Genomic DNA, 11,821 nt, shown 5'->3' on the forward strand with positions numbered 1-11,821 from the left:
TATCTTTTTCCGCATACTGCCAGAAGAAAGCAACCTTACATGTCCGGCCCTGCCGGCCGTCCCGGAGACATCATGCTGCGATCCCTGCGTGCACTGGGCGCCCTCGCCCTGGCTTGTTCCTGCGCCAGCGCCTACGCCTGGCCCGAACGCCCCATCACCTTCATCGTTCCCTATACGCCGGCCACCGGCATCGACCTCGTCGCGCGCCAGCTTTCCGCCCAGCTTCCCAAGACCCTGGGCCAGCCCGTGGTGGTGGAAAACGTGGCCGGCGCCAGCGGCAACATCGGCAGCGAACGCGCGGCGCGGGCCGCGCCCGATGGCTACACCTTCATGGTGCAGGTCAACACGCTGGTCATGAACCGGAGCCTCTACAAGTCGCTGCCCTACGATCCCGTGGGCGATTTCGACCCGGTCGCGCTGACCTCGTGGGGTTCGCTGCTGCTGGTGTCGCCCGCCTCGCGCAAGCCGAACACCGTGCCCGAACTTGTGGCCGCCGCCAAGGCCGAGCCCGGCAAGCTGACCTATGCCACCCCCGGCGTGGGCACGCCCCATCATCTTTCCATGGCGCTGTTCCTGCAACGCACCGGCGCCGACATGATGCACGTGCCCTACAAAGGCACCGCGGGAGCGGTCACCGACATCCTGGGAGGCCGGATCGATGCCATGTTCCTGCCGGTGCACGTGGCCCTGCCCCAGATCAAGGGCGGCAAGCTCAAGGCCATCGCCACCGGCAGCGCCAAGCGCCTGCAGCAGCTGCCGGACGTACCGACGCTGGAGGAGGCCGGCATCCAGGGCGGCAACGTGGACATGTGGTACGGCGTCTTCGCGCCCAAGGGCACTCCGCCCGAGATCATCGCCCGGATGAACCAGGAGATCTCGCGCATCCTCCAATCGCCCGCCACCGCCTCCGCATTCGAGGCGCAAGGCATGGTGCCCGCCACCGCGAGCCCGGCCGAGTTCGGCAAGCTGGTGGCCAAGGACGCCCAGCGCTGGGCGGAAGTGGTGCGCGCCGCGAAGATCACGGCGGACTGAGACCCAGACGAAAACCGGCGCCCGCCTATGGTAAGGTGGGCCGCATCGCCGGAAGAAAGACCCTATGTCGCGCGGGCTTGTTTCGGCCGGAATCGACCTCATCCTCTCGATGGGAACTTTTTCCGGGAGGCCGCCTTGTCCGATCTACAGACGCTGCTCGTGCTCTATGGCGCATGGCTGGTCTTCTTCAACGTCCTCCTGGAACAGGCTGGCCTGCCCATTCCCGCCTATCCGCTCCTGGTGGTGGCCGGCGCGCTGGCGGCGCAAGGCGAGCTGTCCTGGCCGCTGGTCATGGCCGGCACGGTCGTGGCCTGCCTGATCGCCGACAGCGGGTGGTACTTCGCCGGCCAGCGCTATGGCGCAAGGCTCCTCAGCACCGTCTGCCGCATCTCGCTGTCCCAGGATTCCTGCATACGGCAAACGCAGAGCCGCTACCTGCAGGTCGGGCCGCGCCTGCTGCTGGTGGCCAAGTTCCTGCCCGGTGCCGGCGCGCTGACCACGGTCATGGCCGGCCTGACGCGCGCCCCCTACCGCGTGTTCGCCGGTTATGAAATCGCCGGCACCCTGATCTGGGGCGGCTCGGCAGTCCTGGTGGGCGCGGCCTTCCATCCTCTGGTGGCCGACATCCTCGAGGCCATCGACCGGTACGGCCACATGGGCATTCTCTTCCTGGGCACCTTGCTCGCGCTGTACATCGCCTACCGGCTGTTCCAGCGCTGGCGCATCGTCCGGTACCTGCGCACGGTTCCTCGTCTGCCGGTGGACGAACTCGTGTCGTGGGAACGCGCCGGCCGCAGGCACGTCGTGCTCGACGTGCGCCCTCGACCCGACGACCCGCTGCCCGGCGCCATTCCCGTCGACGTGCATGCGCGGATCGCCGACCTGGATCTGGGCCCGCCCGATACGGACATCGTGATCTATTGCGCCTGCCCCAACGAGATATCGGCCGCGCTCCTCGCCACCCGGTTGCGCGCGGCGGGCTACGCCAATACCTGGGCCCTGCTGGGCGGCCATGACGCCTGGCGGTCCTACAGGGAAACGCCGGAATCCCCCCTCGCCTCCCCCGCCACGGAGCAACCATGAGCGTACACGTCAAACCCGAAACGCCCGGCGGCCAGCGCCACACCGTCACGGTGGCCGGCCGCGACCTGCCGCTGGACCTGCCGCCCCCCAAGGGCGAAGGCCCCACGCCGCACGACTATTTCGATGCCGCGCTGGCCGGCTGCAAGGCGCTCACGCTGATGATCTACGCCAAGGGCAAGAACATCCCGCTCGAAGGCGTCGACGTCGACATCGTCCGCGACGACAAGGACGAACGGCGCGGCGAATACCGGCTGGCCGTCCGGCTGGCGCTCGCCGGCGATCTGAGCGACGAACAGGTGGCCGAACTCCATGCGGTCGCGGACCGTTGCCCCGTCCACAAGCTCATGACGTCCACCACCATCAAGATCGAGACGGAGGTCGGGCGCGCCTAGGGCCTGTTCGCGGGCTCTGGGGCTATTGCGCCGCCAGTCCGGCGAGGGACTGCCGCATTTCGGACTCGGCCAGCGACTCCAGCCAGGCGATGAACAGCTGGCTCTCCGGACCGGCATCGGGAGCGACGCCGTAGTAGTAGCGGCTCAGCGGCAGGCGCAAATGGGGCAATGGCGCCGCCAGCCGCCCGCTTGCCAGGTCATGCCCCAGGAGCGAAACGGGCGCCATGGCCGCGCCCAGCCCGTCTATCGCCGCCTGCATCACGAAGTGCAGGTGATCGAACTGCAGCATCTGCTGGTTGCGTACGCGCGCCTTGCCCACCTGCAGCGACCAGGCGTCCCAATCGCCGCGCCGCGTCTTGGAATAGAGCAGGACGTGCCGGCTCAGGCTGTCGGGATCGGTTACCGGGCGGCTCTTGAGCAGTTCGGGTGACGCCACCACCAATCCCTCGTCCTCCAGGAAAGCCCGCGCCTCGATGGAAGGGGGCCAGCCGCGCCGGCCGCGGCGGATGGCCACATCGAAGCTCTCCATGGCTTTCTCGGGGGCGGCCGTGCTGGTCACGACCTCCGGCGTGACCAGCGGATGACGGGCAACGAAATCAGGCAGGCGCGGAATCAGCCAGCGCACGGCGAAGCTGGGACGCACGTTGATCCGGACCACGCGCGCCGCGGTCCGCCCGACGAAGGCCTGCGCCGCGGCCGCGATGCTGGCCAGCGCCGGCGCGGTATCGGCCAGGAACTGGGCGCCCGCCGCGGTCAACACGATCTGCCGGGTCTTGCGCTCGAACAGCGCGGCGCCCAGGTACTCCTCCAGTTGCCTCACCTGGCGGCTGACCGCCCCATGCGTCACGCCGAGCTCCCGACCCGCGCGCGTGAAGCTCAGGTGACGCGCCGCAGCCACGAAAGCTCGCACGGCATTCAAGGGCGGTGGACGGCTCATACGTGCAATTTCCTCACATGTAGCGGCAGTTTAAATCGTTTGTCGGCGCTGTCATCCCGGCGTCACCATGGCGGCCTATGCCAGACCCTACGCCTACCGCCGCCGATCGCGATTCGCGCGATGCCGCCACCGTACTCGGGCTGTCGCTGCCCGCCGATACCGTTCTCTATCTGCTGCTGCCCGTCCATGCGGACCTGTTCGGCGTGAGCCTGGCACAGGCCGGCATACTGCTCGCGGCCAACCGCCTGGTGAGGATCGCCGGCTACGGCTGGGTGGCGCGGCTCTACGCGGCACGCGGCGACCGCGCCGTCTGCACGCTGGCCGTGCTGGCATCGGTCAGTTGCGCACTGGGCTATGCCCTGCTGTCCGGCTTCTGGCTGCTGCTGGCAGCCCGGCTGTTGTGGGGCTTGTCGTTCGCGGCGCTGAACCTGTCCACCCAGGCGCTGGCCACCGCCAGCCTGACGGGCGCGGCGCAGCGCACGGGACGCTCGCGCGCCATCATCGCCGCCGGCCCCATGTTGGCCCTGCCGGCCGCCGCATGGCTGTCGGAGCTCGCGGGGCCGCGGCTGATCTTCTTCATCCTGGCCGCCATCGCGCTTTGCGCCCTGCCCCTGGCCCGCCGCCTGCCGGCATATGGACGCGGACATGCCTTGCCCGCTTCCACGCGGCGGATACGCGCGCCGGGCAGCCTGGATGCCTGGTCGTTCATGGAAGGGCTGACGCTGGACGGCCTGTTCATCATCGGGCTGTCCCTGCTGGCGCAGGACGCTTTGCCCGACTGGGCCCTGCTCGCCGCCGGCGTCCTGCTGGCTCTCCGTTATCTGTCGGAAATCGTGCTCAGCCCGTTGGGAGGCCGCATCGCCGATCGCCTCGGCGCCGAACGCATGCTGGTCGCGCTGTCGCTGACGACCGCCGCCGCCCTCGTGGGCTTCGGCGCGGGCTGGCTGTGGAGCTGCGCGCTGGTGATCGTCGTGCTGCGCGCCTTGCAGCTGCCGTTGCTGGCGCCCATCGTCGCGCGCCGCCATCCCGGCCCGGAACGCATCCAGGCGCTGGCGGCGCGTTCGGTCTGGCGCGACATCGGCGCCGGCGCGGGACCGTTGCTGGCCGGCCTGCTGCTGCCCGCCTCCCCGGCATGGCTGGTCTACGGCGGCGCCGCCCTGCTGCTGTCCGCGGCCGCGCTGGCATGCCTGCGCGGCGCCTGACCGCGAAGCCCGGACCGCTCAATCGATGCTGATGCCGGTCTGCCGCACGACCTGGCCGTAGCGCTCGATTTCCCTGGCCATCATTCGTCCCAGCTCCTCCGGCGTGCCGGTCTGGATCTCGAAACCCTGCACGGCGAATTTCTGCCTGACCTCCGGGTCTTCGAGGGCGCGGTTCATGGCGGCGTTGATGCGCGCGACCACGGCTGCCGGCGTACCCGCCGGCGCGAACAGCGCGAGGCCGCTGGGCAGATCGACGCCGGGCATGCCGGCCTCGACCATCGACGGCACGCCGGGCACCAGCGGGGACGGCCGCGCCGTGGTCAGGGCCAGTGCACGCAGCCTGCCTTCCCGTATCTGCGGTACGACCGCTACGTCGGCGATCATGAAATCCACCTGGTTGCCCAGCAGCGCCACCAGCGCCGGCCCCACGCCCTTGAACGGCACGTGGGTGAAGGTCACACCGGCCGCCCTGGCGATGATTTCGGTAGCCAGATGGGGAGCGGCTCCATTGCCGCTCGACGCGTAGCTCAGGCGCCCGGGTTCTTTGCGCGCGGCCTCCAGGAGCTCGCCCAGTGTCCTGGCCCTGGAGCTGGGATGGACCACCACGATGAACGGCGAGACGGTCATGTTGCCGACCGGAGCGAAGCTGCGCAGCGCATCGTAGGGCAGCTTCTTGTAAAGGGCCTGCGAACTCGCATGGGTGACCGGCCCAGTCACATAGAGCGTGTAGCCGTCCGGCGCCGATGCGGCCACATAAGCGGCGCCGATGGTGGTGCCTGCCCCGGGCTTGTTTTCGACGTACACCGGCTGGCCGAAGGCCTCGGCCAGCTTGACCGCGAGGGTACGCGCCGCCACGTCGGTCGAGCCGCCCGGCGGAAACGGCACCACGATCTTGAGCGGCTTGGCCGGATAAGCCTGGGCATGCAGCGTCGCCACCGGCAGCATGGCGGCCAGGAGGAACGCGGCGCAGGCAGCCAGGCGGACATGGGCGCGGATTCCGCCCCGCCGCTGCGCGGCCCTCGTGGCAAGCGCGCTCATGGTTCCCTCCCCGCGGCGGCCATTTGCGCCGGCGTGCGCGAGACCTCGATGCCGGCGCCGCGCAGCAGTTGGTCGATGCGACGGATTTCTTCCGCCCGCGGCTCGGGCATGGGGGGCCGCATGCGGGGCGATTCGATCAACCCGCGCAGCCAGGTCGCGATCTTGTAGCGCACGTGCAAGCGGCCCGGTTCCGCGTAGACGTACTCGTGCAGGCGCGCCAGGCCCGCGTCCCAGATGCGGCGGGCGGCGGCGAGGTCGTTGGCGCGCATGGCATCGATGTGATCGAGCATGGGTTCGAGGGCATAGTTCCACGAACCGCTGATCGTGCCGTCGAAGTTGCCGCTGGCCAGGTACTCGTGGAAAAAATGCGCGCTGGAACACAACAGGGCCACCGCCGGCGCCCGCTCGCGCATGGCGCGGGCCAGTATGCGATGTCCCTGGTAGGCGTAGGTCGTCTTCCAACCCACGATGTTGGGCACTTCGCGGCAGAACTTCAGGGTCGGCTCGAGCGGCAGGCCCAGCCCCCACGGCTGCGAGGCATTGGTAATAGGATGGGTGAAGATGGGCAGGTCCACGGCCTTGTCCTGCGCCTTGATCTGGTCCAGCCAGACTTCGGGATAGCGCACCGAATCCCAGGCCACCGACACGTCCATGGAACCGGCGGGCGGCACGACGAAAATCCCCTGCACCCCCATCGCTTTCGCATCGAGCGCGGTCTGCACGGTCTCCTCGGTGGTCCAGGCAAACGTGCCGGCCAGTACCGGCATCCTGCCGTCCGCCTCCTCCATGACAATCTCCAGCACGCGCCGCTTCTCGTCGCGTGTGAGGTAGAACGCCTCGCCCGCCTCCGGGTTGGCGATGAGTCCGCCTTCGGCGGCGAAGCGCGGCTGCAGGTAATAGCGCACCAGCCTGCGCAGGCCCGGCTCGTCGATGCTCAAGTCTTCCGCGAGCGGCAGGACCAGCGCCGTATAGAGGCGGCGGGCGACGGGATGGAATGAGGTATTGCTCAAGACGTGCTCCTTAAGAAATGCATGGTCCGCGCCCGGATGGCGCAGGACGACAAGGACATCATTCAGGGACGATGCCCGCGTCGGCGATGATCTGTTTCCACTTCCGCCTGTCGCGGGCGATACGCTCCGCGAAGCCCGCGCTGGTGCCCCCCGCGGGATCGGCAGCCAGGCCGGTGATCTCCGTGCGCAGGTCGGGAGACGCGATCGCGGCGTTGAGCACGCCGTTGAGCCGATCGACGATGGGCGCCGGCGTACCCGCCGGCGCCCACAGGCCGAAGTAGGCTTCCATGTCGAAGCCCGGCACGCCGGCCTCGATCAGCGTCGGCACCTCCGGCAGCACCGGCGTGCGCTTGCGCCCCGCCACCGCCAGCGCGCGGATGCGCCCTCCCTTGAGCACCGCGAGCGCGGACACGGCGCTGTCGAACATCATCGTCAGCTGGCCGCCTATCAGGTCCTGCACGGCCAGCGACATGCCCTTGTAGGGGATGTGCGTCATTTCGACGCCAGCCGCTCGCTTGAAGGCCTCGCCGTTCAGGTGCGCCAGGGTCCCCACGCCCGCCGAGCCGAAATTGTTGCCGGCGCCGCGGCTTTTCATCAGCCTGACCAGCGAGGCGACATCCTGGACGCCCGAAGCGCTGGACACCAGCAACACGCTCTTGCCGTTGGCGATCTCGATGATGGGCGCGAAGCTCTGCTCCGGATCGTAGGGCAGCGAGGACTTGATGGCGGCCGCCAGCGAATGGGTGCTCGTGGTGGACAGCAGCAGTGTGTAGCCATCGGGCGCGGCGCGCGCCACCGCGGCCGCACCGATGATGCCGCCCGCGCCGGGCTTGTTCTCGACCGCCACTGGCTGGCCCAGCGATTCGCTCATCTTGCGCGCGACCAAGCGCGCCATCACGTCGGCCGCGCCGCCCGGCGGGAAAGGCACCTGCAGCAAGATGGGCCGGCTGGGATAGGTCTCGCCGAGCGCCAGGGACGGCGCGAGCAAGGCTCCGCCCGCGACCTTCAATAATTGACGTCGATCCATTTTCGTTTCCAGGAAGGAAGAATCGGATGCCGGCCGCGCCGGCCCGGTCACTTCGGCTGCCGCCTGCCGCTCTGCTCCAGCGTGCCGCCGTGGCCCCAGGTGCCTTCGTAGTCCGGCTGCGCATCCGCGGAAAGGAAACGGCGTTCGAGCTCCATGACCTTGGGGATCCCCGACAGAGTCTTGTAGTCGGCCGCGCCATCGGGGCAGGCGTTGACCTGCGCGGCCCAATCGGCCAGCGCCGCCTGGCCGCGCCGCTTGAAATCGTGCAGTACGCGCCAGGCAGCCTGCATGCCGGAAGAGGCGGCGATCGTGGGATACAAGGCGACCTTCAGGCCGAGATCCCGATACTCCTCCAGCGTCGGCGCCGGCCCTTGCCCGCCCCATATGGTGAGCACCGGTACCGGCATCTCGCGGCATACGATCTTCAACTGCTCGCGGCTCTGCACCGAGTTGATCCAGATCATGTCCACTCCGCCCTGTTCGGCATAAGCCGCGCAGCGGGTCAGCGCGGACTCGAAGGTCTCGCCCGCCGCGCCCAGCGCATCGCAACGCGCGCAAACGACGAACTGGGGATCGAGCTCGTCGCGCGCGGCAACCGCGGCTCGGTACTTGCCGACGGCCTCGTCAACCGGGATACAGCGGCGGCCTGCACTGGTACCGGATTTCTTCGGCGCCTCCTGGTCTTCGATCTGCAGACCCGCGACGCCCGCGCGCACGGCCTCCTGGACGGCATACCAGACGTTGACCGCGTTGCCGAAGCCGGTGTCGAAATCGAGAAAAACAGGAATGTCGGTACGGGCGGCGACATGCCGCGCATGATCGACGACGTCACGCAGCCCCAGCACGCCGGTGTCCGGATAGCCGTACAGAAAGGCGCACAGCTGCGAACCGGCGACGAAATAACTCTCGAAGCCCGCCTCCTGCGCGATGCGCGCCAGCAAGGGGCTGAAGCCGCCTGGCATCACGAGCAATTCGTCCCTGGCCAGAAGTTCGCGGAACCTACGCCGCTTGGCTGTCGCCTCGTCCATTGCCTGTCTCCCGTGCCGCGTCCGCGTGGGCGCCGGCTTGTCTCCGTATGGCGGGAATTCTAGGAAGGGCTATTTAATTTGTCTAATATATCTCTTATATCTATTGATTTTCTGTGCTTATGAATCTGTCCATCCGCCACTTCAAGGCCTTCCTCTCCGTGGTGCATACGCGCAGCTTCACGCGTGCGGCGGAACGGATGCACATCAGCCAGCCGGGGCTGAGCCTGATGATGCAGGACATGGAAGCCCAGCTTTCCTGCAGGCTGTTCGAACGCACCACCCGCTCGGTGCACCTGACGGCGGCGGGGCAACGGCTGGTTCCGGTGGCCCAGCAGGTAGTGGACGAAGTCGAAGCCATCGCCCCGGTCCTGAGCCAGCTGTCCGAAGAACGCCGGCGTACGCTGCGCGTAGGCGCAACGCCCATCTTCTCGGCCAGCGTCATGCCGCATGTCTACATGCGGCTGCGCGATACGCAGCCGGCGCTCGATCTGCACGTGTTCGACCTGCCCAAGCCCGAAGTCGAGCGGCGCGTGCGCAGCGGCGAACTCGATTGCGGACTGGGGATCTTTCCCAAGCGAGTACCGGACGTATCGAGACGGCCGCTATTCGAGTTCGATTTCCTGTACCTGGAGCCTCGCATCGCGCCGCTGCGGCTGAAGACCCGAGGCCGGGCCCAGCGCATACGCTGGAACGAACTGCCCGACGTTCCCTTCGTCGAACTGCATCCCACCTCGGAACTCCAGCAACTGATCGACAAGCGCAAGGCCGCATGCGGGATGGCGCGGGCCGGGGCCGGCATCAGGATGAACAACCTCGAGTCGCTGATCGGCATGGCGGCCGCGGGCGTAGGCCCCACCATCATTCCTTCCTTCGCCGCGCCGGTCGGCATGGACGTGCCCATCATCACCGCGCTGCTGGTCGAGCCGGTGCTGTCGCTGGGGTTCCACCTGATCACCAAGCGCGGCCGGGAGCAGCCGGCGGTCCTGGAGGCCTTCACCCGGACACTGCTGGAGGTAATCGCCGAGCGCGGTGAACGCACCTATTGAGCGAGCGCCTCCCGCGCATGCGGTCTAATTGGCTCATGCGGCGTCCGCCGCCCTCTTCCATGCTATCGAGGAAACCGCATGCCCACCAACCACGTCATGCCGATCGAGATCGGATTCAAGCACTGCGATCCGGCAGGCATCGTCTTCTACCCGCGCTATGTGGAAATGCTCAACGACACTGTCGAACACTGGCTCAAGCACGGCATAGGCGCGGGCTTCGCGGCCCTGCACGGCGATCGGGGCATCGCGATTCCTATCGTCAATCTGCAAATGGATTTCGTCGCGCCCAGCAGGCTGGGGGAAGAGCTGGCCTCGGTGCTGCGCCTGGAAGGCGTGGGCCGCACCTCGCTGAAGATCGCCATCGAGCTGCGAGGCGCCGATGCCGCTGCCCAGCCGCGCGTGCGAGCCCGCCTGGTGCTGGTGTTCATCGACATGCGGACTATGCGGCCGATCGACGTCCCCGAGGACGTGCGCGCGGCCATCGCCGCCGGCGATTACTGGTCGGCCTAGACCTGCCCGCAGCCGCAGGCGGGGCGTATCGCCTCCGTGCCGGGCGAGCCTCCGCCAACACGTAACACGTTACATGTTACATAGCGGCATGACGAGCCTCGGGGCAGTCATGTGTATCCGTTCGCTAGCCCGGGCTCGTCCATGGCGGCGATGCGCCATGGACGAGCCCCGGTTTTTCACTGGGCAGTGATGACGGTTCGCCGCGTGATTGCTGCGCGGCGGCGACGACGACCGGCCGGCTGCCGTGGCGGGATGCGGCGGCCGGGACGGGACGCGCTCCCTAACATTTGAGACATTCTGCAAAATTCCGATAACACATCGCACCTATACTCGATCCCGCAAATAAAACGGGAAGAGCATGGTTTTTCTCATCGCAGTCGTGGCCATCGTCGGCGTGGCCCTCATACTCTTCAAGGCTCGCCAACGTTCGAGGGCGCGCGCCGCCGCCCGCGAGAAATATGGCAAGCCGTGCCCGAGCTGCGGCAAGTACGTCCATCCCGCCGCCGCCATCTGCAAGCACTGCTACGCACGGCTGCCCACCTCCAAGGCCTGAGCCCGGTTCACGGCTTGCGAAACTTCAGCAAGAAGCCGTCGGCCTCCCCTATCGCCGCATAACGCTCGCGATCCTTGTCGCCCAGCCGGAAGGTCGGCGGCAGGGTCCACACTCCCGCCGGATGGTCCTTCGTGTCGCGCGGATTGGCCAGGACCTCCGAGCTGCCGACAAAGACGAATCCCGCCTGCTGCGCCAGACTTATCGCGTAGTCCTGCCGTACATAGCCGTCGGCCGCGCGCGTGTCCTGCGGCTTGTCGTCGCGGCCGCGATGCGCCTCGATCCCCAGGACGCCGCCGGGCTTGAGCGCCCGGTAGAAGGCGGCGAGCGCCGCTTCGGCATAGCCGTCGTTCATCCAGTTGTGAAGGTTGCGGAACGTCATCACCAGGTCGGCGGACCCCGGCGGCGCGATATCGTAGCTGCCCTTGCCGAATGCCGTCACCCGCACCTTGCCGTACGTGCCGGGATCGGCGTCGAGCTTGGCGCGGAAGTTCTCGTAGTACTGCCGATAATAGGCGCGCCCGCCTCCGTCCCGCGGATACTGCGCCGCATAGTACGTGCCGCGTTCACGCAGATAGGGCGCCAGGATTTCCGTCCAATATCCGCCGCCGGGGGAAATCTCCACCACCGTGGCGTCGGGCCGGATGTCGAAAAACCGCAGCACCTCGTACGGCTTGCGGGACGAATCGCGGGCGGCGAAAGCCGGCGTACGGGCAGGGTTGGCGATGGCCTGTCGCAATGCCGCGTCCTCGCGGGGCGCCACCGCGCAGCCGGCGGCAAGGAAAGAAGCGCCTGCAACCATCACGAGTAATCTCGAAACCATGCAATGACTCCTGTCTTAGGGCGTGTTCACACTATCTAAGCCCATCAACGATGAGCGCGAAATTGATGAAGGCAATGAACATCACATCCAGCTTGTCGAATCGCGAGAATATGCGCCGGAAGCCTTTGAGGCGCCGGAACAGT

The 11,821-nt window shown here is 67.7% G+C and carries 13 protein-coding genes and 1 pseudogene; 7 read left to right on the plus strand and 7 right to left on the minus strand.

Annotated features, from left to right (window positions below; translation table 11 throughout):
* Positions 1-72 precede the first annotated feature (72 nt).
* From CDO44_RS19670 to CDO44_RS19680, 3 genes are all read left to right on the plus strand, one after another.
* Positions 73-1,032: a tripartite tricarboxylate transporter substrate binding protein gene (locus tag CDO44_RS19670; protein WP_087781976.1), complete on the plus strand. Its 960-nt coding sequence runs from the start codon at positions 73-75 to the stop codon at positions 1,030-1,032.
* A 135-nt stretch (positions 1,033-1,167) separates the two neighbouring features.
* Positions 1,168-2,115: a VTT domain-containing protein gene (locus CDO44_RS19675; RefSeq protein WP_087781977.1), complete on the plus strand. Its 948-nt coding sequence runs from the start codon at positions 1,168-1,170 to the stop codon at positions 2,113-2,115.
* Positions 2,112-2,507 (plus strand): OsmC family protein, encoded by a 396-nt coding sequence (locus CDO44_RS19680; protein WP_087781978.1) that lies wholly within the window; start codon positions 2,112-2,114, stop codon positions 2,505-2,507. The genes CDO44_RS19675 and CDO44_RS19680 overlap by 4 nt, the downstream gene beginning before the upstream one ends.
* A gap of 22 nt (positions 2,508-2,529) precedes the next feature.
* Here CDO44_RS19680 and CDO44_RS19685 read toward each other — a convergent pair whose 3' ends face one another.
* Positions 2,530-3,444 (minus strand): LysR substrate-binding domain-containing protein, encoded by a 915-nt coding sequence (locus CDO44_RS19685; protein ID WP_087781979.1) that lies wholly within the window; start codon positions 3,442-3,444, stop codon positions 2,530-2,532.
* 77 nt (positions 3,445-3,521) lie between these two features.
* On the opposite strand from CDO44_RS19685, the gene CDO44_RS19690 reads away from it, so the two are divergent.
* On the plus strand, positions 3,522-4,646 hold the full coding sequence (locus tag CDO44_RS19690; RefSeq protein WP_087781980.1) for an MFS transporter: 1,125 nt from the start codon (positions 3,522-3,524) through the stop codon (positions 4,644-4,646).
* Between the two features lie 18 nt (positions 4,647-4,664).
* Here CDO44_RS19690 and CDO44_RS19695 read toward each other — a convergent pair whose 3' ends face one another.
* Genes CDO44_RS19695 through CDO44_RS19710 form a run of 4 tightly spaced genes read right to left on the minus strand, consistent with a single transcriptional unit; the run spans position 4,665 to position 8,749 of the window.
* Complete coding sequence (locus CDO44_RS19695; protein WP_087781981.1) at positions 4,665-5,684, minus strand: tripartite tricarboxylate transporter substrate binding protein; 1,020 nt, start codon at positions 5,682-5,684, stop codon at positions 4,665-4,667.
* Positions 5,681-6,694 (minus strand): dihydrodipicolinate synthase family protein, encoded by a 1,014-nt coding sequence (locus CDO44_RS19700; RefSeq protein WP_087781982.1) that lies wholly within the window; start codon positions 6,692-6,694, stop codon positions 5,681-5,683. The genes CDO44_RS19695 and CDO44_RS19700 overlap by 4 nt, the downstream gene beginning before the upstream one ends.
* A 58-nt stretch (positions 6,695-6,752) precedes the next feature.
* Positions 6,753-7,721 carry a tripartite tricarboxylate transporter substrate binding protein gene (locus CDO44_RS19705; RefSeq protein WP_087781983.1) on the minus strand — a complete coding sequence of 323 codons (969 nt, stop codon included), beginning with the start codon at positions 7,719-7,721 and terminating at the stop codon, positions 6,753-6,755.
* 47 nt (positions 7,722-7,768) lie between these two features.
* Positions 7,769-8,749 carry an oxaloacetate decarboxylase gene (locus CDO44_RS19710; RefSeq protein WP_087781984.1) on the minus strand — a complete coding sequence of 327 codons (981 nt, stop codon included), beginning with the start codon at positions 8,747-8,749 and terminating at the stop codon, positions 7,769-7,771.
* Positions 8,750-8,868: 119 nt separating this feature from the next.
* Here CDO44_RS19710 and CDO44_RS19715 point away from each other — a divergent pair, with 119 nt between their 5' ends.
* The 3 genes from CDO44_RS19715 (at position 8,869) to CDO44_RS19725 (ending at position 10,858) form a co-directional block, all read left to right on the plus strand.
* Positions 8,869-9,795, plus strand: coding sequence for a LysR family transcriptional regulator (locus CDO44_RS19715; protein WP_087781985.1), 927 nt, complete (start codon positions 8,869-8,871; stop codon positions 9,793-9,795).
* 78 nt (positions 9,796-9,873) lie between these two features.
* Positions 9,874-10,305 (plus strand): thioesterase family protein, encoded by a 432-nt coding sequence (locus CDO44_RS19720; RefSeq protein ID WP_087781986.1) that lies wholly within the window; start codon positions 9,874-9,876, stop codon positions 10,303-10,305.
* A 358-nt stretch (positions 10,306-10,663) separates the two neighbouring features.
* Positions 10,664-10,858, plus strand: coding sequence for a hypothetical protein (locus CDO44_RS19725; protein WP_087781987.1), 195 nt, complete (start codon positions 10,664-10,666; stop codon positions 10,856-10,858).
* A gap of 7 nt (positions 10,859-10,865) precedes the next feature.
* Here the strand turns inward: CDO44_RS19725 and CDO44_RS19730 are convergent, their stop codons facing one another.
* Both CDO44_RS19730 and CDO44_RS19735 read right to left on the minus strand, forming a co-directional pair.
* Positions 10,866-11,678: a class I SAM-dependent methyltransferase gene (locus CDO44_RS19730; RefSeq protein WP_233146279.1), complete on the minus strand. Its 813-nt coding sequence runs from the start codon at positions 11,676-11,678 to the stop codon at positions 10,866-10,868.
* Positions 11,679-11,709: 31 nt separating this feature from the next.
* Positions 11,710-11,821, minus strand: a pseudogene (locus CDO44_RS19735) (IS5/IS1182 family transposase); the annotation flags it as partial.

Source organism: Pigmentiphaga sp. NML080357 (genome assembly GCF_002188465.1).
GTDB lineage: Bacteria > Pseudomonadota > Gammaproteobacteria > Burkholderiales > Burkholderiaceae_B > Pigmentiphaga.